The 26,256-nt window shown below is 64.1% G+C and carries 22 protein-coding genes; 10 read left to right on the top strand and 12 right to left on the bottom strand.

Annotation, left to right across the window (positions count from 1 at the left end; all coding sequences use genetic code 11):
* Nucleotides 1-15: 15 nt before the first annotated feature.
* Complete coding sequence (locus P5W99_RS21465) at nucleotides 16-966, bottom strand: LysR family transcriptional regulator (protein WP_421025419.1); 951 nt, start codon at nucleotides 964-966, stop codon at nucleotides 16-18.
* 175 nt (nucleotides 967-1,141) lie between these two features.
* On the opposite strand from P5W99_RS21465, the gene speB reads away from it, so the two are divergent.
* The 4 genes from speB to betA all read left to right on the top strand — a co-directional run bounded on the left by speB (nucleotide 1,142) and on the right by betA (nucleotide 7,066).
* Nucleotides 1,142-2,116 carry an agmatinase gene (speB, locus tag P5W99_RS21460; RefSeq protein ID WP_213302973.1) on the top strand — a complete coding sequence of 325 codons (975 nt, stop codon included), beginning with the start codon at nucleotides 1,142-1,144 and terminating at the stop codon, nucleotides 2,114-2,116.
* A gap of 80 nt (nucleotides 2,117-2,196) precedes the next feature.
* On the top strand, nucleotides 2,197-3,711 hold the full coding sequence (locus P5W99_RS21455; RefSeq protein WP_421025418.1) for an aldehyde dehydrogenase family protein: 1,515 nt from the start codon (nucleotides 2,197-2,199) through the stop codon (nucleotides 3,709-3,711).
* Nucleotides 3,712-3,783: 72 nt separating this feature from the next.
* Complete coding sequence (locus tag P5W99_RS21450) at nucleotides 3,784-5,316, top strand: purine-cytosine permease family protein (protein WP_421025417.1); 1,533 nt, start codon at nucleotides 3,784-3,786, stop codon at nucleotides 5,314-5,316.
* A gap of 37 nt (nucleotides 5,317-5,353) precedes the next feature.
* On the top strand, nucleotides 5,354-7,066 hold the full coding sequence (gene betA / locus P5W99_RS21445; RefSeq protein ID WP_421025416.1) for a choline dehydrogenase: 1,713 nt from the start codon (nucleotides 5,354-5,356) through the stop codon (nucleotides 7,064-7,066).
* Nucleotides 7,067-7,205: 139 nt separating this feature from the next.
* On the opposite strand, the gene P5W99_RS21440 is transcribed toward betA, so the two are convergent.
* A complete protein-coding gene (locus tag P5W99_RS21440; protein ID WP_421025415.1) occupies nucleotides 7,206-8,189 on the bottom strand; it encodes a quinone oxidoreductase family protein in 984 nt (327 codons plus the stop codon).
* A 32-nt stretch (nucleotides 8,190-8,221) separates the two neighbouring features.
* Nucleotides 8,222-9,280 carry a 3-keto-5-aminohexanoate cleavage protein gene (locus tag P5W99_RS21435; protein ID WP_421025414.1) on the bottom strand — a complete coding sequence of 353 codons (1,059 nt, stop codon included), beginning with the start codon at nucleotides 9,278-9,280 and terminating at the stop codon, nucleotides 8,222-8,224.
* A 286-nt stretch (nucleotides 9,281-9,566) separates the two neighbouring features.
* On the opposite strand from P5W99_RS21435, the gene P5W99_RS21430 reads away from it, so the two are divergent.
* The 6 genes from P5W99_RS21430 to P5W99_RS21405 all read left to right on the top strand — a co-directional run bounded on the left by P5W99_RS21430 (nucleotide 9,567) and on the right by P5W99_RS21405 (nucleotide 15,771).
* Nucleotides 9,567-10,688, top strand: coding sequence for a porin (locus P5W99_RS21430; protein ID WP_421025413.1), 1,122 nt, complete (start codon nucleotides 9,567-9,569; stop codon nucleotides 10,686-10,688).
* Nucleotides 10,689-10,716: 28 nt separating this feature from the next.
* Nucleotides 10,717-11,091, top strand: coding sequence for a BON domain-containing protein (locus P5W99_RS21425; RefSeq protein ID WP_421025412.1), 375 nt, complete (start codon nucleotides 10,717-10,719; stop codon nucleotides 11,089-11,091).
* Between the two features lie 264 nt (nucleotides 11,092-11,355).
* Nucleotides 11,356-12,201, top strand: a complete 846-nt coding sequence (locus P5W99_RS21420; protein ID WP_421025411.1) for a TauD/TfdA dioxygenase family protein — start codon at nucleotides 11,356-11,358, stop codon at nucleotides 12,199-12,201.
* A 22-nt stretch (nucleotides 12,202-12,223) separates the two neighbouring features.
* Nucleotides 12,224-13,048 (top strand): GntR family transcriptional regulator, encoded by an 825-nt coding sequence (locus P5W99_RS21415; protein ID WP_421025410.1) that lies wholly within the window; start codon nucleotides 12,224-12,226, stop codon nucleotides 13,046-13,048.
* A gap of 37 nt (nucleotides 13,049-13,085) precedes the next feature.
* Entirely contained in the window at nucleotides 13,086-14,381 is a 1,296-nt protein-coding gene (locus tag P5W99_RS21410) for an MFS transporter (RefSeq protein ID WP_421025409.1), read from the top strand.
* A gap of 34 nt (nucleotides 14,382-14,415) precedes the next feature.
* Nucleotides 14,416-15,771 (top strand): MFS transporter, encoded by a 1,356-nt coding sequence (locus tag P5W99_RS21405; protein ID WP_421025408.1) that lies wholly within the window; start codon nucleotides 14,416-14,418, stop codon nucleotides 15,769-15,771.
* Nucleotides 15,772-15,798: 27 nt separating this feature from the next.
* On the opposite strand, the gene P5W99_RS21400 is transcribed toward P5W99_RS21405, so the two are convergent.
* From P5W99_RS21400 to P5W99_RS21360, 9 genes are all read right to left on the bottom strand, one after another.
* Entirely contained in the window at nucleotides 15,799-16,623 is an 825-nt protein-coding gene (locus P5W99_RS21400) for a GntR family transcriptional regulator (RefSeq protein ID WP_421025407.1), read from the bottom strand.
* A 217-nt stretch (nucleotides 16,624-16,840) separates the two neighbouring features.
* Complete coding sequence (locus P5W99_RS21395) at nucleotides 16,841-17,659, bottom strand: M55 family metallopeptidase (RefSeq protein WP_434662848.1); 819 nt, start codon at nucleotides 17,657-17,659, stop codon at nucleotides 16,841-16,843.
* 3 nt (nucleotides 17,660-17,662) lie between these two features.
* Entirely contained in the window at nucleotides 17,663-18,787 is a 1,125-nt protein-coding gene (locus P5W99_RS21390; protein ID WP_434662846.1) for a P1 family peptidase, read from the bottom strand.
* A 41-nt stretch (nucleotides 18,788-18,828) separates the two neighbouring features.
* Nucleotides 18,829-19,728 (bottom strand): glutathione ABC transporter permease GsiD, encoded by a 900-nt coding sequence (gene gsiD / locus P5W99_RS21385; protein WP_421025404.1) that lies wholly within the window; start codon nucleotides 19,726-19,728, stop codon nucleotides 18,829-18,831.
* 11 nt (nucleotides 19,729-19,739) lie between these two features.
* Nucleotides 19,740-20,660: a glutathione ABC transporter permease GsiC gene (gsiC, locus tag P5W99_RS21380; protein WP_421025403.1), complete on the bottom strand. Its 921-nt coding sequence runs from the start codon at nucleotides 20,658-20,660 to the stop codon at nucleotides 19,740-19,742.
* A gap of 70 nt (nucleotides 20,661-20,730) precedes the next feature.
* The gene (gene gsiB / locus P5W99_RS21375) at nucleotides 20,731-22,278 is read right to left on the bottom strand and encodes a glutathione ABC transporter substrate-binding protein GsiB (RefSeq protein ID WP_421025402.1); all 1,548 of its coding nucleotides are present in this window, start codon (nucleotides 22,276-22,278) and stop codon (nucleotides 20,731-20,733) included.
* A 30-nt stretch (nucleotides 22,279-22,308) separates the two neighbouring features.
* Nucleotides 22,309-24,246 (bottom strand): dipeptide ABC transporter ATP-binding protein, encoded by a 1,938-nt coding sequence (locus P5W99_RS21370; protein WP_421025401.1) that lies wholly within the window; start codon nucleotides 24,244-24,246, stop codon nucleotides 22,309-22,311.
* 50 nt (nucleotides 24,247-24,296) lie between these two features.
* A complete protein-coding gene (locus P5W99_RS21365; RefSeq protein ID WP_421025400.1) occupies nucleotides 24,297-25,328 on the bottom strand; it encodes an isoaspartyl peptidase/L-asparaginase family protein in 1,032 nt (343 codons plus the stop codon).
* The gene (locus tag P5W99_RS21360) at nucleotides 25,325-26,200 is read right to left on the bottom strand and encodes a MurR/RpiR family transcriptional regulator (protein ID WP_421025399.1); all 876 of its coding nucleotides are present in this window, start codon (nucleotides 26,198-26,200) and stop codon (nucleotides 25,325-25,327) included. The genes P5W99_RS21365 and P5W99_RS21360 overlap by 4 nt, the downstream gene beginning before the upstream one ends.
* Between the last annotated feature and the right edge of the window lie 56 nt (nucleotides 26,201-26,256).

The raw sequence follows: 26,256 nt of genomic DNA, 5'->3' as shown, positions 1-26,256 counted from the left end.
ACGCGGGCGGCGCGGCTATTTGCGGCGCGCGGGCGGCTTTTCGTCCGCGTGCTGGTCCGCGTGTTCATGCACCCAGACTTCGTGCAGGTCCACCATGAAGGCCTGCAAAATCGAAGGTACGGCAGAGGCCCGGCGCGTCGCCGCGCAAAAGGGCGACTGCATGCCGAACTGCTCCGGGCCGATGCGCCGCATCTCGTCGCGCTCGACCCAGCGCGCCGCGTAGTGATTTGGAAGGAATCCTATATATGCGCCCGAGAGAATCAGGATCGCCTGCGCCTCGACGTTGTCGACGGTCGCCGCAGCCTTGCTCGCACTCAGCATCTTCAGGTCGTGCTGCTGCAGGTAGCCGCGCGCGGCGATGCGGCTCGTGGCAATGGCTTCGATCTGAATGCCGTTTTCCCGTGCCCCGGCAAAGAGCGGATTGCCCTTGCCGCAATAGAGCCCATCGGGCTCGAGATAGAGCTCGGTGTAGGCGAGCCCCGGCACGTGAATCGGGAAGTGGCCGATCGCGACGTGGAGCCGGCCGTCGAGCACGCGCTCTTCGAGTTCCGCCGGCGTGCCGACGTAGACGTCGACATGCACGTCGTCGCCCCGCGAGACGAACTTCTGCAAGGCCCGCGGCAGCGGCGAGGCGAGGTCCGTCACCGTGTTGTCGATGATGCCCAGATAGAGCCTGCCGGCGATATGTTGCTTGAGCGCGTCCGTGTCCATGCAGAACGCCTCGACGGCCACCTGCAGTCGCTGGGCCGCCTCATAGGTGGCAAGACCGTGCTCGGTCAGGCGGAAGCCGCCGCGGCCGCGCTCGCACAGCTTGAGACCGAGGCGCGTTTCCAGCGTGGTCATCTGCTCGCTGATGGTCGACTGGCTCACGTTCAGGGTCGCCTGGGCCGCGGAGAAGCCGCCGCAGCGCACGACATGCATGAAAACCCTGAGCAGTTTGAGATCGACGTCCTGCAGTTGCATCATTGCCCGCGTTCTCCATAATCGCTTGCTTCGGATATTCCGATATGAACATCTGATACCCGGGATTTTTGGTCAAAAATAATGCGCACATAGTGTCTCAAAGCGGCGGCCCGGCAGAAACCGGGTCGTTCACCGATTACTGACTGGATCAGCCAGCGGATCACACACGGAGACACTCATGCCGGGCAATACGTACGAAAGCGGACGGCTGGACTTGCCGTTCGTGGGACATTGCACTTTCGCGAAATCGCCGGTCTGCCTCGACTGGGACCGCATCGACGCCGATGTGGCAATTCTTGGCGCCCCCAACGACATGGGCACGCAATGGCGCTCGGGCGCGCGCTTCGGGCCGCGCAGCATCCGCGAGGCATCCACGCTGTTCTCGTTCGGCCATGCGGGCGCATACGACCACGAAGACGACGCGCTCTATCTGACGCGCGATCAAGTCCGCATGGTGGACGTAGGCGACGCCGACATTGTCCACACCGACATGGCGGCGAGCAACGCCAACATCGAAAGCGCCGTGCGCAAGATCCTCGCGAACGGCGCGATGCCCATCACGCTGGGCGGCGATCATTCGATTCACGCACCGGTGATTCAGGCGTTCGAGGGCCGCGGTCCCATCCACATCGTGCACTTCGACGCGCATCTGGATTTCGTCGACGAGCGCCATGGCGTGCGCTACGGGCACGGCAATCCGCTGCGGCGCGCCTCGGAAATGCAGCATATCAGCGGCATGACGCAACTCGGCATCCGCAACGTTTCTTCGTCGAACCGCAGCGACTACGATGCGGCGCGCGCAGCGGGCTCGGACATTCTGTCCGTGCGCGACGTGCGCCGGCTCGGCACGCAAGGCGTCCTCGAACGCATTCCCGAGGGCCGCGCCTACTACATCACGATCGACATCGACGGCTTCGATCCGTCCATCGCGCCGGGCACGGGCACGCCGAGCCACGGCGGCTTCACCTACTACGAGGTGCTCGAAATCATCCAGGGGCTGGCCCGCCGCAGTCACGGCAACGTCGTGGGCATGGACCTCGTCGAGGTGGCCCCGGCATACGATCCGGCGGGCGTCACGCCGATTCTCGCGGCGCAGTTGCTGCTGAATTCCATCGGCTTCATTTTTCACGCGCGCAGCCAGCGGCCGCGCTGAGGCCTCCCTGCGGATAGCGGCACCCAACGTCAACACGCGCGCAGCGAGGGCACGACGGCGCGCGAGATCAGGAGACAACCTTGGAATCCATCGTACGAAACTATCTGGAGCAGTTCGGCGTGCGCGAGGAGACGCGGCGCTTTCTCGAGCAGCCGCAGCGCATGCTGATCGGCGGGGCGTTCGTGGCGGGCGGCGCGGGCGAGATGCTCGACGTGGTCGAGCCCTCCACCGAAGGCGTCATCACGCAGATTCCGCTCGCCACGACCGGCGACCTCGATCGCGCGGTCGCTGCGGCACGCGCGCAGTTCGACTGCGGCGCCTGGCGGCGTCTGAAGCCGCTCGAACGCGAGCGCCTGCTGCACCGCCTCGCCGATCTCATCGAGGCCCACGCCGACGAGCTCGCCGAGATCGAGTCCATCGACGTCGGCAAGTCGGTCGCGAATGCGCGCGACGTGGACATCCAGGGCACCATCGACACCTGGCGCTATTTCGCGGGCTGGGCTTCCAAGCTGCACGGCCGCACCGTCGAGCCTTCGCTGCCCGGCCACTATCTGGCCTATACGCGCAAGGAGCCGGTGGGCGTGGTCGGCATCATCGTGCCGTGGAATTTTCCGCTGCAAACCCTGGCGTGGAAGCTGGCCGCGGCGCTCGCGGTGGGCTGCACGGCTGTGATCAAGCCCGCGGAGCTGACTTCGCTCTCGACCTTGCGCTTCGCGCAACTCGTGCAGGAAGCCGGCATTCCCGATGGCGTGGTGAACGTGGTGACCGGGCGCGGCACCGTGATCGGCGCGGCAATGGCGCGCCATCCCGGCATCGACAAAGTGACGTTCACCGGCTCCACGGCGGTGGGGCGCGGCGTCGGCAGCGCGGCGGTCGACGGCGTCAAGCGCGTCACGCTGGAGCTGGGCGGCAAGTCCCCGGTGCTCGTGCTCGACGACGCGGACATCGAGGCCGCCGCGCGCGCGGTGGCCAACGGCATGTTCTTCAACTCGGGGCAGGTGTGCGACGCGGGCAGCCGCCTCTACGTGCAGCGCGGCGTGCACGAGCGCTTTCTCGCCGCGCTGATCGACTACACGCGCACGCTCAAGATTGCGCCGGGCCTCGATCGCGATTGCTTCATCAGCCCGCTGGTTTCGGCGCAGCAAAAGGCGCGCGTGACGTCCTGGATCGAAACCGGCCGGCGCGAAGGAGCGGAACTGGTGTATGGCGGGCGCAACGTGGAAGGCTCGGGTTATTTCGTTCAGCCCACGATATTCGCGCATTGCCGACCGGACATGCGCATCGTGAAGGAAGAAATCTTCGGCCCCGTGCTCGTGAGCGCGCCGTTCGACGATGTGAACGAGGCGATTGCGCTCGCCAACGACACGCCCTATGGACTCGCCGCCGCGATCTATTCGCGGGATCTGAACCGCGTGCATGCGCTGGTGCCGAAGCTGCGCGCGGGCAGCGTCTACGTGAACGCGCACAGCACGATCGATCCGGCGATGCCGTTCGGCGGCTTCAAGGCGTCGGGCTTCGGCAAGGACCTCGGCGCCGAGCAGCTCGACTCGCTGATGGAGACGAAAGCCGTCTGGATCACGCTGAACGACGCGTAGGGCGGGGCCTCTCTCGCATCTTACCCAAGCTTATCTTTACGCAGCATCGTCCATTACGACATGGGGCACACGATGGAAGCACACGACAGAGTCGCAGCAACGATCGCAGCGCCAACGGCCGCCGCCGGCGAGCATGGCGCGATCGAGGGGCATTCGATCGATTTCATTCCGGAAACCGAGCGCACCGACCGGCTATCGCGCCAGGGACCGTTCTGGTTTCTCGGCAACTTCACGTTCTTCACCATGACGATTGGCTTCGTGGGGCCGAGCGTCGGACTGAGCGCGCTATGGACAACGGTCGCCGGCACGCTGGGCATCATGTTCGGTACCTTGTTCATGGCGTTTCACGGCTCGCAGGGCCCGCATCTGGGCCTGCCGCAAATGATCCAGTCGCGCGCGCAGTTCGGCTATCGCGGCGTGGTGCTCGTGCTGCTCGCCACGCTGTTCGTGTTCGCGGGCTTCAACATCGTGAACCTCGTGCTGATGATGCAGGGACTCAAGGCGCTGTTCGGCTGGGATCCGCTCAAGGTTGCGCTCGTCGTCACCGTGCCTGCGGCAATTCTGGCGATTCTTGGGCACGACTGGATGCATCGCAGCTTCAAATGGGCGCTGTATCTCTCGCTGCCGCTGTATGGCCTCGTCACCCTGGCGGTGCTCATGCACTGGGTGCCCGATCTGCCGCTGCCGGCAGCGCTGCCCGGCACGCCGCCGCCCGCGCCGCTCGGCTTCACCTTGACCGGCTTCATCACGCAGTTTGCCGCCGCCGCGAGCTACAACATCGCCTATGCGCCCTATGTGTCCGACTATTCGCGCTATCTGCCGAAGAACACGCCGAGCGGCCGGCTGATCGCCGCGGTGTTCCTCGGAGCGTCGCTCTCGGGGGCGTGGATGATCGCGGTGGGCGGCTGGCTCGGCGACCACCTGCACGCCACCGACGTGCTGGTGGCGCTCAACCAGGTGGGCAGCGATCTGTCGCCGCGACTCGGCAGCGTGGTGGTGGCGATCACGATCGTGGCGTTCCTTCCCGTGATAGCGATGAACATTTACAGCGCGAAACTCACGGCGATCACGGGCCTCGATTCGTTCAGGAAGATCGAGCCTACGCCCCGGGTGCGCGTACTGGCGATTCTCTTTGTCGTGGTGCTGCAGCTCGGGGTCGCACTCAGCATCTATACGTCGGGCAAGGGGCTCTCGGTCCTGAACATCTATCTCGTCGTGATGCTTTACTTCCTCGTGCCGTGGACGGCCGTCAACCTCACCGACTACTTCTTCGTGCGCAAGGGCCGCTACGCGATCCCGCACTTCTTCCTGCCGCAGGACAACATCTACGGCATGTGGGGCGCGCGCGGCCTGATGTCGTATGCCATTGGCTTCGCCGCAATGGTCCCGTTCTTCTGCATCTTCGACGGCGCCAACGAAGTCTATGTCGGCCCGTTCGCGCGAGCGATGGGAAGCGTGGACCTCGCGTGGCTGGTCGGTCTGTTCGTCTCGGGCATCGCGTACTACGTGCTGAGCCGCTCGCTCGATCTGCGCCGCGAGGACGCGCTGATCTCGCACATCGAAAAGACCATGCCTCAGTACACCACGGGCGAGCAGCGCTTCTGAGCGTGATATCGTCAGGATAACGAATCAGGAATTCATCATGGAAAGCCGGGAATACGACTACATCATCGTGGGTGCGGGATCGGCGGGCTGCGTGCTGGCCAACCGCCTCACCGAGAATCCGTCCGTGAGCGTACTGGTGCTCGAATACGGCGGCAGCGACCGCAGCATCATCATCCAGATGCCGAGCGCGTTTTCGATGCCGATGAACACGCGCAAGTTCAACTGGAAATACCAGACCGCGCCGGAGCCGCATCTGAACGGACGCCAACTGCACTGTCCGCGGGGCAAGGTGCTGGGCGGATCGTCGTCGATCAACGGCCTTGTCTATATTCGCGGCCATGCGTACGACTTCGACGAATGGGAGGAACTGGGCGCGCGCGGCTGGGGCTACCGCAACTGCCTGCCGTACTTTCGCCGCGCCGAGAATTACAAGTTCGGCGGCGACCAGTATCGCGGCTCGAGCGGGCCGCTCTCCACCAACAACGGCAATAACATGAAAAATCCGTTGTACGGCGCATGGATCGAAGCGGGCGTGCAGGCGGGCTACATCCATACCGACGACTGCAACGGACACATGCAGGAAGGCTTCGGCGCGATGCACATGACGGTGAAGGACGGCGTGCGCTGGTCCACCGCCAACGCCTATCTGCGCCCGGCCATGAGCCGTCCCAACCTGCACGTGGTCACGAATGCGATGACGCGGCAGGTGATCGTCGAGGGCAAGCGCGCGGTCGGCGTGGTCTACGACCGGGGCGGCGTCACGCACACGGCGCGCTGCCGCGCCGAAGTGCTGATTTCATCGGGGCCGATCGGCTCGCCGCATCTGCTGCAGCGATCGGGCATCGGGCCTGCCGACGCATTGCGCGCGGCGGGCGTGGAGGTCAGGCACGCTCTGCCAGGCGTTGGCATGAATCTGCAGGACCATGCCGAGATCTACATCCAGTACGGCTGCAAGGAGCCCGTCACGCTCAACGGCCAGATGGACCCGTGGCACAAGTTCCTGATCGGCTTGCGCTGGCTGCTGTTCAAGGATGGTCTCGGCGCCAGCAACCATTTCGAGGCCGGCGGTTTCATCCGCTCCGAGGCGGGGCTGCGCTGGCCCGATATTCAGTTCCACTTTTTGCCTGCCGCGATGCGCTACGACGGCGACAAGCCGTTCAAGGGGCACGGCTTCATGGTGCTCACCGGGCCGAACAAGCCCAGGAGCCGGGGGCATGTGCGGCTCACGTCGGGCGACCCGTACGCGCACCCCGAGATCCGCTTCAATTATCTGGACCGCGAGGAGGACCGCGAGGGCTTCCGGCGCTGCGTGCGGCTCACGCGCGAGATCATCGGGCAGCCGGCGATGGACCGTTTCCGCGATGTCGAGCTCGCGCCCGGCCCCGACGTGCAAACCGACGACGAAATCGACGCCTTCGTGCGGGCGAATCTGGAAAGCACGATGCATCCGTGCGGCTCATGCCGGATGGGCGAGGACGACATGGCCGTGGTCGACTCCGAGTTGCGTGTGCGCGGCATGACGGGCTTGCGCGTGATCGACTCCTCGGTATTCCCGACCGAGCCCAACGGCAACCTGAACGCGCCGACCATCATGCTCGCCGAGCGCGCCTCCGATCTCGTGCGTGGCAAGCCGATGCTGCCGCCGTCGAATGCCGAGGTGGGGCTCGCCGAAGGCTGGGAGACCCGGCAGCGTACGCGTGCGCCCAAGCGGCAACTGTATCGTGCCGAGTACAGCGATACGCGGTCTTAACCCTGAACGAACGGCAAATGAACCGCGAACCCAGCGATCGAGGCAAGGCGGCCGTGTTCCAGGCGAACGGCGGACGACCTTGTATCGATCCCGGCTTCTGCGGTTCCAGCGCGGTTCCGTCGCCGTTCCGCAATAACCCTCACTCCACCACGAAAATGGAGGAGCCCGTGGTTTTTCTTGCTTCGAGGTCCCGATGTGCCTGCACCGCGTCCTGCAACGCATAGCGCTGGTTGATCTCGATGCGGATGCGTCCGGCAGCCACGTGGCCGAATAGCTCCTCGACCAGTTCCGCCTTTTCGGCGGGATCGGCGATGTAGTCGGCGAGTCCGGGGCGAGTCAGGTACACCGAGCCCTTGCGCGCGAGAATTTGCGGATCGAATGGCGGGATCTTGCCCGATGCGGTGCCGACGCAGACCATCAGGCCGCGGCGTTTGAGCGAGTCGAGCGAGGACATGAAGGTGTCTTTGCCGACGCTGTCGAAGACCACCGACACGCCAGCTCCGCCAGTCAATTCCCGCACGCGTTTGGCCACATCTTCATGGCTGTAGTTGATCGTGTGATCGCAGCCGTGGGCGCGCGCGACCTCGGCCTTGGCACTGGTGGACACGGTGCCGATCACCGTCAGCCCGAGCAGTTTGGCCCACTGCGAAACGATCAGGCCAACCCCGCCCGCGGCCGCGTGCAGCAGCACGGCGTCGCCCGCCTTGAAAGGGTAGATGCGGCGCACCAGGTAGGCAGCGGACAGGCCTCGCATCGTCATGGCCGCCGCCGCCTCGCAACTGATGGCATCCGGCAGCTTGATCAACAGTTCTGCGGAAATCAGCCGCTCCGTGCTGTACGCGCCCAGCGTGTTGATGAAGCCCGTGTAGCTCACGCGGTCGCCGACCGCGAAATCGGTCACGCCGGCGCCGATGGCCTCGACCACGCCGGCAGCCTCGTTGCCGAGGCCGGCAGGCAGCGGGACCACGTACGTACCGCCGCGAAAGTAGGTATCGGCGAAATTCAGACCCACCGCCACGTGGCGGATGCGTACTTCGCCCGGCCCCGGCTCTCCCACGTCCACGTCTTCGAAACGCAGAACCTCAGGACCACCTGTTTCGTAAAACTTGACGACTTTTGCCATGCTTTCTCCTGTTCCATGGTTTCTTGAAGGCTTCAGTCCGGCTTGCGCAGGAAGCCCTGGTTGCCGCCGTTGCGATTGGGCGCGAAGCCGTTGGCCTGCAGCGTCTCCTCGGCCGTGTCGTAGAAGACGCCGATTTTCATGATCTCGCGTGCCTGTTTCGCGGTCGCGATGGGGCGGCCGAACTCGCCCGCAATACGCACCAGTTGCTTGATCTGCTCGACGGAGCTCATCTTGCCCGTGCGGGTCTGGTTCCAGAGCACGTCCTCGATGCCGCAGCGCACGTGAAGACCCAGCGCGATCCCGATCATGTTCACGGGCAGCACATTGAGCACCGAGCTTTCCACCGTGACCACCGCGCCATCGGGCACCGCACGCAGCATGTTGGCGAGGTTGAAGATGTTCGCCTGATCCATGCCGCCGCTGATCGCCACCCAGTTCATCACCAGCGGTCCTTTGTATACGCCGCGCCGGATCATCCGCTCGATGGTCTCAAAGCTGTTGATGTTGTAGACCTGAAACTCGCTCTGGATCCCGGCGGCCGACAAGCGCCGAACATGCTCCTCGGCCCAGCTGGGGTTCGAGGGAACGATCATGTCCTTGTAGGTGGCGTAAAGATTCGGGAAGCCCCGCGAAACGCCCCTGAAATCATCCACCCCGGCATGCTCCGTCACATTCATTTGTGTCGTGTTGACGGTCACCGTCACCTGGTCGGGCTTGGGATCGAGTTCGGCCAGCATGTGGCGGGTATCGTCGCTGAGCCATTTGGCGGCTTGGCCTTCGGACTCGGGCGCGAAACTGATCGAGCCGCCCACCTGAATCACCATCTCCGGCACCCGCTCGCGCACCCCGGCGATCAGTTCATTGAACATGGACAGGCGCTTGCTGCCGCGGCCATCGGGTTCGCGCACGTGCAGATGCAGCACGGTGGCGCCCGCTTCGTAGCAATCCACCGCCTTCTGGATCTGCTCCTCCATCGTGACAGGAATGTCCTCCGGAAAGTCCGAGGGAATCCAGCCCGGCGCATAGGGCGCGGCGGTGATGATCAAAGGCTGCTGGTTCTCGGGGTACAGGTGGCCGTCAAGAAAGTTCATGGTGATGGATCTCCGGATTGAGATGTGAGGTCGTCAGAACACGGGTGGCCTGCAGAACGGCTGCGACCGCTGCGAGGGCACTGTGGATCGGAGTGTATCCCCACCAAACAATAATGTCGACATAAATATCAGAAGGGAATCTGTTGCCGCAAGCCCATGTCTTGATCTGTCTCCCGACCCGACTCGGTATAAACATTAATGTCGACATCAAAAAATATAGACGATGATCGCGCTATCCGTATCCGGCCGGGTTTGCCCGGCCATCACAAAAGCAGAGGAGACGTCAATGAAATTGAAGTGGGGCGGCGCAGCGGTACTCGCGGTATTCGCCAGTGCATCGCACGCGCAATCATCGGTCACGTTGTACGGCGCGATTGACTCGGGCTTCTTTTATCAAAGCACGGCTGCGTCGTCGTTCGCGCCGAACGCGCACAACAACGGGCATGTGTTCGGCATCAAGGACGGCAGCCTCTACGGAAGCTTCTGGGGCATCAAGGGGACCGAGGACGTCGGTGGCGGCTACAAGGTCAACTTCCGCATGCAGGGCGTGTTCAACAGCAGCAACGGCAAGCTTGGACTGGCCGACACGACCGGGGCCGCCGCGGTGTTCAACCAGCAGGCGACCGTCGGCGTCTCCGGGCCGTTCGGCACCTTCGACGCCGGGCGGCAGTACACGCCAATGATCTATGCAATGGCTGATACCGACGTTCGTGCTGCCGAGTACTTCGGCAGCATCCTGGGCGCCTGGCTCGGACTGAACCAGGCCGCCGGCTGGCCTGGCACGAACACGAACGTGCCGATCGGTGCGCTGTACGACAGCAATGCGCTGGTGTACCAGTCGCCGAAATTCCACGGCGCGTCGGCCGCGCTCGAGTACGCGCCGGGAGGCGTGCCGGGCCAGATTCAGGGCGGCACGCGCGAATCCGCGGTGCTCAGGTATTCGAACTACGGTCTCAATCTGTCCGCCGTCTACTACAACGCCCACGACACGAACCTTGCGGCGGCCACGCCGACCGGGCTCGACAACAACCGCTTCTACTATTTCGGCGCGAAGTACACCTTCCGGGGAATCTCGGTATCGGCGTCATACGGCATCGGCAAAAATCCTTCGAACACGAAACGATCGGATTACGAAATGATATCCGGCGGCCTCGGCTATCAGTTCACGCCGTACTTCAGGGTGACGTCCGGGTTCTATTACCTGAAGGATCGCAACGACTCGGCGAACCACTCGAGTGAATTTGCAGTGGGCGCGGATTACAGCCTGTCCAAGCGGACGATCCTCTCCGCGCAGGTCGGATATGTCGCCAACCGCGGCGCCATGAACCAGACGATCATGTACGGCCAGCCCGTCGCACCGGGCGTATCGACCACGGCAGCAATGATTGGCCTGCGCCATAGCTTTTGATGACTCGAGCACGAAACGGAGAACGACGATGAAGATGATGCACGGACTCAGGGCGGCGCTCGGTGTCGCGATTGCAATGGTGTTGATCAGCGCCTGGGCGCAGGACGGGACGCCGGCAGCGGCATCGGCTGTCGCGCCGCCCAGCGCCTCTGCCGGCGCGACGGCCAAAACCACACGCCAGGCAAATCGCGCGCTAAAACGCAAGGTGTACGCGACGCTCGCAAAGCATAAGGAAATCGACGCGGGCAACATCGGCATCACCGCGAAAGGCGGCGCCGTGACGATCAGCGGAACCGTTTCGGACGCTTCGCAGATCAACACCGTTGTCGAAATCGTGAAGGGCGTCGCAGGGGTTACCTCAGTGACTAGCAAGCTCACGGTGCAGCGGCCGTTCGGCCAGTAGGAGACGCAAGCCGGGGCCGATGGGATGGGGTCGGCCCTGACACGTCTTGTCAGCCAGCTTCATGATGCCGCCGCAAATCCGGGTGGCCAGCCACGGCCCCTGAATCTTTCAATTTATGTCGACATAAATAAATATTGCTGATATCTTGTTCAACAACAAGTACAGCAAAACTTCAGGGCTTCGCAGGGCAAGCCGCCACGGGTATAGGGGCGGCGACCGTGGAGATGCTGCGGAAACCCCGCCAGATACAAGGAGACATCATTCATGATCAAAGTAGAAAGATTGACGGCATGCATCGGCGCCGAGGTGGCTGGCGTGAGCCTCGGCGATGCATCCCGGGATGCATCGCTGTTTGCGGAAATCAAGGCGTTGCTGCTCAAGCACCGGGTCCTTTTTTTCCGCGACCAGGATCTCTCACGGGAAGAGCATGTCGCGTTTGCGCGCAGGTTCGGCAAACTCGAGGATCATCCCGTTGCGGGAAGCGATCCGGAACACCCGGGGCTCGTGCGAATCTATCGCTCGGAAGCAAAGAACCCTTACGAGAACAATTACCACACCGACGGGCTTTGGCGTCCTAACCCTTCCATGGGGGCCGTGCTCCGCTGTGTCGAGTGCCCGGAAGTGGGCGGCGACACCATCTGGGTCAACATGGTCGAGGCCTATAAGCAACTGCCTGATGAAGTCAAAAAACGCATCGAGGGATTGAGAGCGAAAAGCAGCATTGAACACTCGTTCGGCGCGGCAATGGATCCCGAAGAGCGAAGGAAACTCGCGGCGCAGAATCCGGAGGTGGAACATCCTGTCGTGCGCACGCACCCGGAAACTGGCGAGAAGATCCTGTACGTCAGTAGCTTCACCACCCATTTTGTCAATTACCACACCGCCGAGAACGTGCGTTACGGTCTGGACAAGACACCAGGCGCGAGCCTTCTGTTGAATTATCTGCAAAGCCAGGCTTCGATTCCCGAGTATCAGGTGCGTTTCCGTTGGAAGCCGAATAGCGTTGCGGTGTGGGACAACCGGTCCACCCAGCACTACGCGGTCATGGATTACTGGCCGGCGCCTCGCAAAATGGAGCGGGCGGGCATCGAGGGCGATACGCCTTATTGAGCAATTTGCGTATTCCCAGGCCATGGCCCGAAACAAAACCCCGAACCTTCCCGATTTTTCCACGCTTCTCACGCCGAAAAATTCTCTCATGCTGGCCGTCGAGCGGGCCGTGCTGCGCGGGCAGGACGGCGTGTATGCCGCAGCGCCGATTGCGCAGCAGATCGCAGTCCGGCTGGCCGGGGTCATTACGCTGGACCTGGTGAAAGCGGGGCAGCGCTTGCTGGAGAACGATATCAGCGAGGTGCTGCAAGTCAGCCGCGCGCCCGTGCGCGAAGCGATGCGCATGCTCGAGCGGGACCGTTTGATCGAGTTTCAGGCCCGGCGCGGAGCCATCGTGACGGCACCCGACGAAAACGAGCTGCGGGATATTTTCCGCGTGCGCGGCGTGCTTTATCTCTCGATGCTCGAACAAGTGGCGCGCGAAAATCCGGCCGGGTTCGAGGCGTTGTTGGGCATGCATATGCCCAGATTAACCAGGGCAGCCGCGGAGTCGGCCGACGCGTACGCAGTAGAAAGCTTTCTTCTGAATTTCGCCACGGTGAGCTTGTGCGGAAACCGGCTTCTGGTCGATCTCCTGCATTCACTTTCATTGCGAATCCTGCGTTACGTCCGGCTGGGATTCGTGGCGGTGCCTCAGTCGATTCTCGCGTCGTTAAGGGACTGGAATGATCTGCACAGCGCTGCGCTCAAGCGGGACAACACACAACTGCTTTGCCTTGCGGCCTCGCGTCTGGACACTGCCAGGGACGCTGCAATACGCGCCATTGCCGGAGCGTCGGCTGAAAGCGGGTTTGCCGTGAGCGAAAGGCCATGCGGCCCGCAACGTATGCACGTGCCTTTCAATTAATGCGCTCATAAATAATTCGCGACTGGAGGAGACAAAATTGACCCTTTATACAGTTAATTCAGTGACGGCCGAATCAGGTTCGGTGAGCCGTGACGCCCGAGCCTACGCATGGGTGGTATTTGCATTGATGTTCTGCCTCTTGCTGTCCGACTACATGTCGCGGCAGGCGCTCAATGCCTTGTTTCCGATATTGAAAGTCCAGTGGCGGCTGTCCGACACCCAACTCGGTTCGATTAGCGGCGTGGTGCCGTTGGCGGTCGGCGTCCTGACCCTGCCGTTTTCGCTGATTGCGGACCGCTGGGGGCGTGCCAGGAGCATCGCCCTGATGGCTGCACTCTGGAGTCTGGCCACGCTCGGATGTGCGATTGCGAGCAGCTACCACGAAATGCTCGTCGCGCGCATTTTCGTCGGTGTCGGCGAAGCGGCGTACGGAAGTGTCGGACTCGCCATGCTCATGAGCATCTTTCCGGGAAATCTGCGCTCGACCATCGCCGGCGGCTTTACGTCTGCCGCTGCTTTTGGGTCGGTGTTCGGCGTTTCGGTTTCCGGCATCATTGCGGCCCGCTTTGGCTGGCGTTATTCGATGGCGCTCATGGCGATTTTCGGTTTTGCGCTGGTGACTATTTACTTCTTTGTCGTGACGGAAAAAAGACTCGCCCATGCGCATCCAGTCGAGGCGAAAGCAATGCCGCTGCATGAACCTGTGAAGCTGACGCCCCGAACGCTGTTTGCCGGCCTGTTTCCGTCGCGCTCGGTTTTTTGTGCGTACCTCGGCAGTGCGCTGCAGATCTTCATTCAAGGGACGCTTTTCGTGTGGCTGCCCAGCTACCTGAATCGCTACTGGGGCATGCCTGTCAGCAAGGCAGCCGTGGTGGCGGCCGGCCTTGTCCTTGTCAGCGGTCTGGGACAGTTTCTGTGCGGCGTGGTGACCGACCGGATCAGCGGCGAGTCTTCGCTCAAGCGCTGGAACATGGCGGTTGCCTATTGCCTCATGCTGGGCCTCCTGCTGGCAATCGCGTTCCGCTTGCCGCCGGGCAATCTGCAACTCGCGCTCCTCGCACCCGCGGTGTTGTTTCTCGCCAGTTCGTTCGGCACCTGCAGCGCGATCATTGCAGGCGCGACACCGCCGGCAATCCATGGCTCGGCATTCGCGACGCTCACGCTTTTCAACAATATTCTCGGTCTCGCCGCGGGTCCGTTTGTCACCGGCGTGGTAGCGGATGCGGTGGGGCTTCAAGGCGCATTGCGCTGGCTTCCGGTCGCGGCCGCGCTGCCGCTCGCGGTGTACCTCGTTGGCCGGCGGTGCCATATCGCTGAAGCACGACGCGGGTAAGCGTCGCGTACCTCATCAATCCCGGGAGACAAGCATGAACGTGATACCCAACGACTCCGAGGCCGGCGCGGCCAGCGAAAACAGCGGCTACCTGACGAGCAGGCGGCAGGTCTGGTTTGCCTTTGCGATGACCTTCGCGCTCATGTTCTTCGATTTTATCGACCGGCAGGTGATCGTTTCGCTCTTTCCTCATATCAAGAGCGAATGGCATCTGAGCGACAAACAGCTGGGCTCGCTGGTCTCGGTCGTCTCGATCGTGGTGGGCGCGGGGGGATTGCCGGTCGCGCTGGTGGCGGACCGCATGGGCCGTGTGAAGAGCATCGTCGTGATGGCCGTCACCTGGAGTCTGGCTACGATCTCATGCATGTTCACGGCCAACTATAGCCAGTTGTTCATGGCGCGCGCAGTGGTTGGGCTAGGTGAAACAGGCTATGGTTCGGTGGGCGTCGCCCTGATCTCGACGCTCTTTCCCAAGTCCTCGCGCAGCGCCGCGCTCGGCGCCTTCTATGCCGCGCCATCGCTGGGTTCGGTGCTGGGCGTGGTGCTGGGCGGGATGATCGCGGCCAGGTGGGGCTGGAAAGCCGCATTCGGGGTGGTCGGTGTGCCGGGGCTCGTGCTGGCATTGTTTTATCTGCTCGTACGCGACTACAAGACGGTCGCGCTAACGCCGGACCCCAACCCGGCCAATCAGTCGCTCGGGCTGACGCTCAAGCGCATCTTCGGCGCGCTGGCGCGCACGCGCACGCTGCTGTGGGTGTGCGCGGGCGCGTCGGCTCAACTGATCACCGTATCGGCCATGTGGTCGTGGCTGCCCAGCTATCTGAACCGTTTTCACGGCATGACGCCGGAAGCCGCGGGCAAGGCGGCGGCGGTGGTGGTATTGGTCGGCGCGCTCAGCTGCACGCTCTGGGGCTTCGTGGTGGGGCGCCTGACACGTCGCCAACCGCGCAACAAGCTGCCCGCGCTCTCCGCGCTCTGCCTCGTCACCTCGGTGATTTTCGTGGCGGCGTTCGGCGGTACTTACGCGGCGGCTATTCAGTTCAAGCTGATCGTCCTTGGCGGCTTTTTCATGAACTGTACCGTCGGCGTGGTTGCAGGTGTCGCCATGGACGTCGTTCACCCAGGCGTGCGCTCGACGGGTGCCGCGGTGCTTTCCCTATTTCAGAACGTGTTTGGTCTGGCCGTGGGGCCCGTTCTCGCGGGCGCCTTATCGGACCGCTGGGGGTTGCAGCACGCGCTCACCGTCATTCCGCTGTGCAGCGTATTGGCTGCGATCTTTTTCGTCATCGCAATGCGCAGCTACGACACCGACGCGGCCAGGATCTCCGATGTTCAACCGGATGCGGCGCCGGCCCTCGCCGATACCCTGAGCACCGGCACTGCGGCCTGAGTGCAGGATATGGCCCAAGGGAGCCGCTTATTGCGCAGGGGCGGTTTTCCCTTTGGCGGACGGGATTTTCGCAGCACGCGTGCTGCGAGCGCCAGCGGGCTTTGCGGCAATCGCACTAACCGCTGCATCTCTTGCCTCGTCCAGGCGCGAGGCGGCGAGACTCAGCAGCAACTCGCTGTCTCGCTTGATAGCGGCCTTCTGAAGCGCGCGCCAGACTTTCAGGGAGGCGCGCATCGATTGAGGCGCCGCCACCAGTCCCAGCCGGACGTAACGGAACGTGCGCAACGAGATGGAGTGCAGGATATCGACCAGCAGCCGGTTGCGGCACAGACTGATGGTGGCGAAATTCAACTGGAAGCTTTCCACTGCGTAGGCGTCCACCGATTCGTCGGCCGCCTTGGCCAGCCTCGGCACATATTCGGTCAATAATGCCTCGAGCTCCGAGGGATTCTCGCGCGCCACCTGTTCGAGCATCGTGACGTAAAGTACGCTGCGCACACGGAAAATATCCCGCAGCTCGTTTTCGTCGGGTGCCGTCACTATCGCTCCGCGTCGGGCCTGAAACTCAACCAGGCGATCCCGCTCGAGTATGCGCAGCGCTTCGCGCACGGGCGCGCGGCTCACGTGCAGCACTTCGCTGATATCCGCTTCCAGCAGGCGTTGCCCGGATTTCACCAGATCGAGCGTAATGACCCCGGCCAGCCGGGCAGCGATCTGCTCGGCAATTGGCACCGATGCGGCCGCCCAGTCCTGCCCGCGCAGCACCGCTCGCTCGACGGCCAGCATCAGTGAATTCTTTGGCGTAAGAAGTGCAGAAAGGTCGGGCAGATTTTGCGTTTTATTTCGGGCCATGGCGCAAAGCGGAAACGATATTCATCGAATTTACCGTCTGGCATTATAGTCGGCGGCATAGTAGTGTCGACAAAAATTTCCCGCGATCCCTTCCGGATGCGCCCGGCAAGCTCGACGCACGCACTTCGCCACCTCGATCGATTAGCGCCGCCAGCCGTTACGGGCGACGCACGTTGTGCGAGCACCTCGACGACGCGTTCAACGGGCGAGGGCGGTCCTATCGCAACATGAACGACATCGCCGAGAGCGAGTTGAGCATCCGCACCGCGGACTGCATGCTCTCGGCGCTAAAGCGCAGTGCGCTGGCCTCGGTGCGCTGCAGCTGCGGCCATTGACAGAACAGGTCGGCCAACGCCGGCGTTTGCGTCGTCAGCTCGCACTCGATCGGGCGCGCGACCGTGAACGGCCGCAAGTCCGCGATGTTCGCGACGGCCGCCTTCGCGGCCTCGCGGATCAAGGTACAGGCGCGTTCCGGCGCGAGACTCAGGCATACGCCGTTGCCCAGGGCGCGCTTGGTCTGCACGCCGATCGAGCCGGGAAACGCGGAGTCCGTCTCCGCCAGGAATACGTCGTCGCCGCAGCGCAGCGCCACCGGCACGCCGAACTCGCCGGCCAGCGCACCATATAGATGCGCCTCGCCGAACGGCTGGCCGTTCACGGATACGTTTCGGAATGCAAAGCTATTGATCGTGTGTGCGAGCACGCCCTGGGTTTGCGCGCGCGAATGATAGCCGACCATGTAGACGGCGTCGCAACCGAGATCCACGCCGGTCATCATGCTCAGATAGCGCGGCTTGCCGGTAATGGTTTGCGCGCGGGCATCGAGCCGGTCCAGCAGCAGGTTGCGAAAGCTGCCGTGCGAGTCGTTGACGAATACCTGCGTCGCGCCGCCCTCGAAGGCGCCGCGGATGGCGGCGTTAGCTTCTTCGGTCATCCACGCGCGCGCCCGTTCGTATTCGGGGTTGCCGCTGTGCGTTTGCTCGGCGTGCGTGACACCCGCCACGCCTTCGATATCGGTGGAAATCAGAATCTTCAAGGCTCAGTTCTCGCTGGAGTTCATGTCGGCGAGGCGGCGCCAGTCGGGCACGGCCTCCGTTATCGAGCGGCGGTAGTGGCCATCGCGTCCCGTCACCGAAGCGGCGCGCCACATGGCATGCACGATGGCCTGCTCCACGGCCTCGGCACACGCCTCGAACAGCGCGTCCAGCTGAGTTTCGTGCAGCATGCTCAGCGCCGGCATCGGCGTGTCCGGTAGATGCGGAATCTGGTAGGCCGAGCTGAAGGCCAGCGCGATGTCGCCGCTGCCGTGGCCGTAGACCGAGCCCGTGCGGGCAAGCCCGGCGGCGCTGCGCTTCGCCACGCGACCAAGCTGGCGCACGTCGAGCGGCGCATCGGTGGCGAGGATCATGATGATCGAGCCTTTCTCCGGCCCGCCGCGATCGTCGTCGGTCTCGTTCTCGATGGCGGCGAGTTTGCGGCCCAGCGGCTGACCGGCAATGGTGAGGTTTTCCAGGCGGCCGAAGTTGGCGAGCACGAGTGCGCCGAGGACGAACTCGCGCCCGTCGGCAAGCGTGGCGACGCGCGACGCCGAGCCTATGCCGCCTTTGTGACCGAAGCAGCTCATGCCGCGCCCCGCGCCCACCGAGCCTTGCGCGAACTCCGGCGCGGCGGCGTCGCAGGCTTGTGCGTAGTGTTCTGCGCTAACGGCCATCGCCTGAATGTCGTTGAGGTAGCCGTCGTTGCACTCGAACACGAGCGGGCTCAACGTCGGCCAGCTGCGGCCGATCTCGCGATGGCGGCTCACGGCGGCGCGAATTTGCGCGGCGGCCAGCGTACCGACGGAGAACGTGTTGGTCAGCGCAATGGGCGTTTCGAGCACGCCGAGCTCATCCAGCTGCATGAGCCCGACGCTCTTGCCGAAGCCGTTGATGATCGCGGCAGCGGCTGGCGTCTTGTGAAGGAAGACGTCGCGCTCGTGCGGCACGACCACCGTCACGCCGGTCTGATGCGCGCCGTCCTGGAGTGTCGCGTGGCCCACGCGCACGCCGGCTACGTCGCCGATCGAATCGCGCGGCCCCGAAGGAAGCACGCCCACTCTCGGCGCGTCGCCGGAGCAGGGGGAGGGAAAGCCAGCCGCGTGGGCCGGCGGTTGTTGTACGGACATGGGTGGGTTGTGCCGATGACTCGCGCCGGAGCCAGCAGGAATCATCGATCGAGTTTGGGGTCGAGCGCGTCGCGCAGGCCGTCGCCGAGCAGGTTGAACGCAAGCACGGTCATGAAGATCGCGAGCGCCGGAAAAATCGCCACGTGCGGCGCGAGCATCATATCCGCGCGCGCGTCGTTGAGCATCGCCCCCCACTCGGGCGTGGGCGGCTGCGCGCCCATGCCGAGAAACGAGAGGCTGGCCGCCGTGATGATCGACGTGCCGATGCGCATGGTGCCGTACACCACGATCGGCGAGATCGTGCCGGGGAGTATGTGCCGAAAGAGGATGACCCAGTCGGACGCGCCCACGCTGCGCATGGCCTCGATATAGGTCATGTGCTTGATCGACAGCGTGCTCGCGCGCACGAGCCGCGCGAAGGCGGGCACGCTGAACACCGCCACGGCGATGATCACGTTGGCCATGCTGGAGCCCAGCACGGCCACCACGCCGATGGCGAGCAGGATCCCGGGGAAGGCGAGCAGCACGTCGCAAATGCGCATGGCGATGCGGTCCCACCAGCCCTCGTAGTAGCCGGCCAGCAGACCCATGACGGTGCCCGCCACCGCGCCGAGCGCGACCGACACGAAGCCCGCCGCGAGCGAGATGCGCGAGCCCATGATGATGCGGCTCAGCTCGTCGCGCCCGAGCGCGTCCACGCCCATCCAGTGGACCCACGAGGGCGTCGCGTTCAGCGCATCGTAGTCGAAGTAGTTCTCCGGATCGAACGGCACGATCCAGGGCGCGAGAATCGCAATGGCGAGCAGCAGCAGCACGAAAGCGCCCGCAGCGAGGGCGAGCTTCTGCTTGCGGAACTTGCGCCAGAATTCGCGCGAAGGGGTGCGCACGCGGCCAGCCGGCACGGCGGTCGCGGCAAGCGCCGGGGTTTGGACTTGACTCATGTTCGCATCCTTTACTTGTAATGGATGGCCGGATTGATGAGTCCGTACAGCACATCCACCACGATATTGATTACGATGAATTCGATCGAGAAGAGCAAAATCAGCCCTTGAATCACGGGGTAATCGCGCATGTTCACGGAGTCGACCAGCAGGCTGCCCATGCCCGGCCAGGCAAACACCGATTCGACGACGATCGAGCCGCCGAGCAGAAAGCCGAACTGCAGCCCCATCATCGTGACGACGGGAATCAGCGCGTTGCGGAAGGTGTGCTTGACGACCACGATGCGCTCGGAGAGCCCCTTGGCCCGCGCGGTGCGCACGTAGTCTTCTTTCATCACCTCGACGAACGCGGCCCGCGTGAAGCGCGCCATGACGGCCGCCACGCCGGCGCCGAGCGTGATCGAGGGCAGGATGTAGTTGCGCCAGGAGCCCGCGCCGATGGAGGGCAGCCAGCCGAGCTGCACCGAGAAGATCTGCATCAGCACCATGCCGAGCGCGAAAGCCGGAAAAGAAATGCCGGACACCGCGAGCGTCATGCCGATCGCGTCTGGCGCGCGATTGCGCCAGACCGCCGAGATCACGCCGATCACGAGTCCAACCAGCACGGACCACACCATGCTGGTCAGCGTGAGCACGAAAGTGGGCATGAAGCGCTCGGCGATTTCGCGCGACACGGGACGCCGCGTGCGCAGCGATTCGCCGAGATCGCCATGCACCATGTTGTCGAAATAGCGCACGAACTGCTCGGGCAGCGGCAGGTCCAGGCCAAGCTGGTGGCGCACGAGGGTCACGGTTGCTTCGTCCGCTTCCGCGCCGGCTGCGAGACGCGCAGGGTCGCCGGGCAGCACGTGGACGAACAGGAAAACGGCGATCGTGACGAGCACCAGAGTGGGGATGGCGCCCAGGGTCCGTTTGACGATATAGGCAAGCATGGCTAGATCGGATGGGCGAAGCGCAGGCGGCCTGAGCCGCCAGCGCTTCGCGACAGGGGAGGCGAGCGGCTTACTGCTTCAGATCGATGTCGCCGTAATTGAACGAGCCGTCGGGCATCACATAGAAGCCGCTCAGGTTCTTGTTCTCCACGGACAGGTTGCGCTGGGTGGTCAGGAACACCCACGGCGCGTCCTTCCAGACGCGCTGCTGCGCGTCCGCATAGAGCTGCTGGCGCCTGCCGGCGTCGGTCGTCAGCAATGCATCGGCCACGTCCTTGTCGACGGCCGGGTTGGAGTAGTAGGCCGTGTTGTAGAAAACGGGCGGCCACGCATTGGTCGTGAGGAGCGGACGCAGTGCCCAGTCGGCCTCGCCCGTCGACGCCGACCAGGCGCCGTAGTACATGCGCACGGGCGCCGTTTTCGCGTCCTTCACCTGCTGCACGCGCTGCACGCGCTGGCCCGACTCCAGCATCTCGATCGACGTCTTGATGCCGACCTGCGCGAGCTGTTGCTGCAGGAACTGCACGACCTTGGCGGAGGTGCCGTCGTTATAGCCCGACCACAGCGTCGTGGTGAAGCCGTCCGGGTAGCCCGCTTCTTTCAGCAAGGCGCGCGCCTTGGCGGGGTCGTAGGGCCACGGCGCCATCTTGTCGGCGAACGCCACGCCTTGCGGCACCACGCCCTGCGAGGGGAACGCATATCCGGCGAAGGCCACCTTCGAGAGCGCGTCCTTGTTGATTGCATAGTTGATGGCCTGGCGCACGCGAGCATCGTTGAACGGCTTTTGCTGCACGTTCATCGACACGTAGTTCGCAAAGATCGACGGATTGACGATCAGATTGAGCTTCGCGTTCGCCTTCAGGATCGGCGCCTGCTCATACGGAACCGGAAAGGCGAACTGCGCCTCGCCCGTTTGCACGACCACCGCACGCGTATTGTTGTCGGTCACCGTGCGGAAGGTGAGCGCATCGACCTTCGGGTAGCCCTGGCGCCAGTAGCCGGAGAACTTCCTGACCTTCAGATATTCGGCAGGCTTCCACTCGACGAACTCGAACGGGCCCGTGCCCACCGGGTGGAAAGCGATGTCCTTGCCCCACTTCTTGAGCGCGGCCGGTGAGATCATCATCGCCGAAGGATGCGCGAGTGCGTTGATGAGCGCCGAGAACGGCTCGGTCAGCGTGATCTTGACGGTGTACGGGTCCACCACGTCCACCGACTTGATGCGGTTGAACTGGTTATAGCGCGCGAGCCCGTTGGACTTGTTGAGCACACGCTCCAGGTTGACCTTCACCGCTTCGGCGTTGAAGTCGGTGCCATCCTGGAACTTCACGCCCTGGCGCAGCTTGAAGGTATACACGAGCCCATCGGGGCTGGTGGTATAGCTTTGCGCGAGCAGCGGCTGGGCCTTGAGATCCTTGTCGAATGCGAACAGCCCTTCGTAGTAGGCCTTGCCCACCGCCTGGGCGAGCGTCGAGTTGGTGTTGTAGGGGTCCAGCGAATCGATGGTGATCGGCACGGCGATCGTCACGTCCTTCGCGGCCATCGCCAGCGGCGCCGTGAAAACACCGAAGGCCAGCGCGACGGCCCCGACCCATTGTTTCGTGCGAAAGGTTCGCATCTTTTTTGCTCCTCGTAACGGGATGGTGTATCAAAACTGCGCGGCAATCGCGTGCTGCGCGACATAGTGGTTCTCGCCGACCCGCTTGAGCGGTGCGACGACAGGCTCGTCGCCCACCTTGCGGATGGGGCTCGGAATCTCGCCCGACGACAGTTTGCGGTCGAGATGGCGCCGGCGCGGGTCCGCGACCGGAACGGCGCTCATCAGCCGTTTCGTGTAGGCATGCTGAGGATTTTCGAAGATGTCGCGGCGCGAGCCGATTTCGACGATCTGCCCCAGGTACATGACGGCCACGCGGTGGCTGATGCGCTCGACCACGGCCATGTCGTGCGAGATGAAGAGCAGGGCCATGCCCATTTCGCGTTGCAGGTCGATCAGCAGGTTCACGATCTGCGCCTGGATCGACACGTCGAGTGCCGACACCGATTCGTCGGCGATCACGACTTTCGGATTCGTGGCGAGCGCACGCGCAATGCAGATGCGTTGGCGCTGACCGCCCGAGAACTCGTGCGGATAGCGCTGTGCCGAATCCGCGGGCAGGCCCACGCGTTCGAGCAGATAGCGCATGCGCTTTTCGGCCTCGTCGCCCGGGTACACGCCGTGGATGCGCATGGGCTCCATGATCGAGTAGCCGACGCTCAGGCGCGGATCCAGCGAGGCAAGCGGGTCCTGAAAGACGAACTGGATATTGCGGCGCAGGTTGCGCAGTTGCGTGCCGCGCAGGCCGCTGATTTCCTGCCCCTCGAAGACGATGCGGCCCGCCTGGCTTTGCACGAGCTGGAGCAGCGAGCGGCCCGTGGTGGACTTGCCGCAACCCGACTCGCCAACCAGCGAGAGCGTTTCGCCGCGATACAGATCGAAGCTGACCTTTTCCACAGCATGCACGCGGCGCGTCACCCGGCTGAACACGCCGGTGCGGATATCGAAGCGCGTGGTCAGGTCGCGCACGCTCAGAATCGGCCCGGCGGTTTTGGCGTCGCTGGGCGCTGCGGCCGCTTCGGGGGCCACTTCGGGGGCCACTTCGGGGCCCACCTCGGCGGCCACGGTAGCCGGCTGCGCCGTCTTGGTCACAGGATTGCCGCTGTCGAGCAGGGTGAAGCGCGCGGGCTGGTCCGTGCCGCGCATCGAGCCAAGGCGCGGCACGGCGGCCAGCAGGGCGCGCGTGTAGGGGTGCGCGGGCTGGTCGAACACTTGCTGCACGTCGCCCGCTTCCACGGGTTCGCCCCGCAGCATCACGAGCACGCGGTCGGCCATCTCGGCCACGACGCCCATATCGTGCGTGATGAACATCACGCCCATGTTCATCTCGCGCTGCAATTCGCGAATCAGCTGGAGAATCTGCGCCTGCACCGTCACGTCGAGCGCCGTGGTGGGCTCGTCGGCGATCAGCAGCGCAGGCTTGCAGGCCAGCGCCATGGCGATCATCACGCGCTGACGCATGCCGCCCGACAACTGATGCGGGAAGCGCCCGAGCACGTTGCCCGCGTCGGGAATGCGCACCTGGTCGAGCATGCGCAGGGCCTCGGCGCGCGCCTCGCGGCCGGAGAGGCCCTGATGCAGGCGGATCGACTCGGCAATCTGCTCGCCAACCGGAAACACCGGGTTCAGCGACGTCATCGGCTCCTGGAAGATCATCGCGAGGTCGGCGCCGCGCAGCGAGCGCATCTGCTGCGCCGGGCATTGCGCGAGATCGACGAGCTGGCCGTTGCGACGGCGCAGCGCCATCTGGCCGCCCGTGATGCAGCCGCCGCCATATTCCACGAGCCGCATGAGCGCGAGCGACGTGACCGACTTTCCCGAGCCCGACTCGCCGACGATGGCGAGCGTCTCGCCGCTATCGACATGGAAGGAAAGATGCTTGACCGCGTGGACCGTGCGTTCGGATCCCCGGAACTCGACGTTCAATTCGTTGACCTGAACGACGCGGTTGCGCGGCATGTCCGCGAATGGGGCGACTGTGAGACTCATCGTAGGGCTTCTGCCGGAAAGCTGGGGACGGTTGAAAGTCGGCGTTCGATTTATGCGTAGATCGCGACGACGGGGGCCTGCCCGGCGCGGATGAAGCCGCGATACATGCCCTCGGTGTTGAAGGGCATGGCGACATTGCCCTGTGCATCGACAGCGACGAGGCCGCCGCGTCCGTCGATTTGCGGGAGTTTTTCGTGCACCACCGTATGCGCCGCTTCTTCGAGCGAGGCGCCGGCGTACTCCATGCGCGCCGAGATGTCGTGCGCCACGACCATGCGGATGAACATTTCGCCGGTGCCGGTAGTGGAAACCGCGCAGGTGCGGTTGTTCGCATAGCAGCCCGCGCCGATGATGGGCGAGTCGCCCACGCGGCCGGGCTGCTTGTTGGTCATGCCGCCGGTCGAGGTGGCGGCGGCCAGATTGCCGTGCGCGTCGAGCGCCACGGCGCCCACTGTGCCGAGCTTGCGGTCTTCTTCGAGCGGCGCGTCCTTCTGGCGGTCCGCAGGGAACGAGAGCGGCACGCCGCCGCTTGCGCCGCTCGTGCCGCCTGCGCCGTTCGCACCGGCGTCGTGATCGAGCGCGGTTTGGCCGTCCTCCGCGCGTTGCACGCGCTCGAGCTGTTCGCGGCGCAGCGGCGTCGAGAAGAAATCGGGCGCCACGCGCTCGAGTCCTTGAGCTTGGGCGAACGCCTCCGCGCCCTCGGCGACGAACATCACGTGCTGACTGCGCTCCATGACCGCGCGCGCGGCGAGCACCGGATTGCGCACGGTTTTCAGGCCCGCCACGGCACCGCTTTTGAGGTTGCGGCCGTCCATGATCGAGGCGTCGAGTTCATGCGTGGCGGCGCTCGTCAACACCGCGCCGTGACCGGCGTTAAAGAGCGGACACTCCTCGAGCAGCCGCACTGCTTCGGTCACCGCATCGAGCGCGCTGCCGCCTTGCTCCAGAATGCGACCGGCTTTCGTGAGGATCCCGGCCAGCGCCGTTTCGTAATTGGTGCGCACCTCGTCCGAGGCTTCGGCGCGCGCGATTGCGCCGGCGCCGCCATGAATCGCGAGTACCGCTTGTGCCGCCTGGGTCATGCTTTGTCGTCCCTATGAATGAGCCATGGCATGACCGATTCGGTCAGTTGAGCCACGTCCTTGAGTGAATCGGCGCAACGGTGCGCGACCGCCGCCGACAAGGCCTCGATCAGACCGAGCACGGCCGTTTCCGAGTTCGACAGGTACTGGCGTTCGCTGCGCGCGTACAGGCAGATGTCCGCGTGCGTGGCGAGCGGCGAGGTGGGCTTGTCGGTCATCGCAAGCACACTGATGCCGTTGGCGCGCACGTTTTTCACCAGCGCGACCGTGTCGGCCAGATAGCGCGGAAAGCAGATGGCGATGACGAGATCGCCCTTGCGCAGCCGCGACGCCTGGCGCGCCGTTTCCGATACGCCGCCGAGCGTGGCGAGGCTCTGGACCAGATCGCAGTGCACCGCGAGGTTGCGCTGCAGGAGGCCCGCGAGGTAGCCGCTCGAACCAAAACCGATGATGAAAATGCGTTGCGCCCCGATCACGGCCTGCACGGCTTTTTCGCACTGCTCAGCACTGAGCGACATGCGGGTGAGTTCGAAATTGCGCTGATCCTCGTACAGCGAGGCCGCAAAAATGTCCGCGGCCGACGCGGTTCGGGAACGCTCCAGCCGCAGACGCTCGACGGGCGCGAGCGCATCCTCGAACCCTTGCGCGAGCAGCGCCCGGAACTGCGGATAGCCTGGCAGGCCCAGCCGGCGCACGAAGCGGTTGGCCGTCGCGTTGGATACCTCGCACGCGCTCGCGAACTCGTCGATCGTCATGACGGCAACCTTGAACGGCTTGGCGAGCACGTAGTCGGCGAGGCGCCGGTGAGCGTCGCTCAAGGCCGGCAGCATCTCGGAAATTCGCTCGACGACGGAAAGGTCGGACTGGCTCATCGGCGGCAATGGATCGGTTGGGGGCTTGCGCATGTAAGTAAATTTTCGCCAGAATA

It is taken from the genome of Paraburkholderia sp. A3BS-1L, from assembly GCF_051125215.1.
Taxonomy (GTDB): Bacteria; Pseudomonadota; Gammaproteobacteria; order Burkholderiales; family Burkholderiaceae; genus Paraburkholderia.
This window is presented reverse-complemented; position numbering and strand designations above follow the sequence as displayed.

Bases quoted from the DNA above. Each gene is read 5' to 3' on its own strand.
- gsiC (WP_421025403.1), bottom strand. From the start codon at position 20,660: ATGCTTGCCTATATCGTCAAACGGACCCTGGGCGCCATCCCCACTCTG.
- P5W99_RS21425 (WP_421025412.1), top strand. From the start codon at position 10,717: ATGAAGATGATGCACGGACTCAGGGCGGCGCTCGGTGTCGCGATTGCA.
- P5W99_RS21365 (WP_421025400.1), bottom strand. From the start codon at position 25,328: ATGACCCAGGCGGCACAAGCGGTACTCGCGATTCATGGCGGCGCCGGC.
- P5W99_RS21405 (WP_421025408.1), top strand. From the start codon at position 14,416: ATGAACGTGATACCCAACGACTCCGAGGCCGGCGCGGCCAGCGAAAAC.
- P5W99_RS21400 (WP_421025407.1), bottom strand. From the start codon at position 16,623: ATGGCCCGAAATAAAACGCAAAATCTGCCCGACCTTTCTGCACTTCTT.
- P5W99_RS21465 (WP_421025419.1), bottom strand. From the start codon at position 966: ATGATGCAACTGCAGGACGTCGATCTCAAACTGCTCAGGGTTTTCATG.
- P5W99_RS21450 (WP_421025417.1), top strand. From the start codon at position 3,784: ATGGAAGCACACGACAGAGTCGCAGCAACGATCGCAGCGCCAACGGCC.
- P5W99_RS21415 (WP_421025410.1), top strand. From the start codon at position 12,224: ATGGCCCGAAACAAAACCCCGAACCTTCCCGATTTTTCCACGCTTCTC.
- gsiD (WP_421025404.1), bottom strand. From the start codon at position 19,728: ATGAGTCAAGTCCAAACCCCGGCGCTTGCCGCGACCGCCGTGCCGGCT.
- speB (WP_213302973.1), top strand. From the start codon at position 1,142: ATGCCGGGCAATACGTACGAAAGCGGACGGCTGGACTTGCCGTTCGTG.
- P5W99_RS21390 (WP_434662846.1), bottom strand. From the start codon at position 18,787: ATGTCCGTACAACAACCGCCGGCCCACGCGGCTGGCTTTCCCTCCCCC.
- P5W99_RS21430 (WP_421025413.1), top strand. From the start codon at position 9,567: ATGAAATTGAAGTGGGGCGGCGCAGCGGTACTCGCGGTATTCGCCAGT.
- P5W99_RS21440 (WP_421025415.1), bottom strand. From the start codon at position 8,189: ATGGCAAAAGTCGTCAAGTTTTACGAAACAGGTGGTCCTGAGGTTCTG.
- P5W99_RS21360 (WP_421025399.1), bottom strand. From the start codon at position 26,200: ATGAGCCAGTCCGACCTTTCCGTCGTCGAGCGAATTTCCGAGATGCTG.
- P5W99_RS21420 (WP_421025411.1), top strand. From the start codon at position 11,356: ATGATCAAAGTAGAAAGATTGACGGCATGCATCGGCGCCGAGGTGGCT.
- betA (WP_421025416.1), top strand. From the start codon at position 5,354: ATGGAAAGCCGGGAATACGACTACATCATCGTGGGTGCGGGATCGGCG.
- P5W99_RS21435 (WP_421025414.1), bottom strand. From the start codon at position 9,280: ATGAACTTTCTTGACGGCCACCTGTACCCCGAGAACCAGCAGCCTTTG.
- gsiB (WP_421025402.1), bottom strand. From the start codon at position 22,278: ATGCGAACCTTTCGCACGAAACAATGGGTCGGGGCCGTCGCGCTGGCC.
- P5W99_RS21370 (WP_421025401.1), bottom strand. From the start codon at position 24,246: ATGAGTCTCACAGTCGCCCCATTCGCGGACATGCCGCGCAACCGCGTC.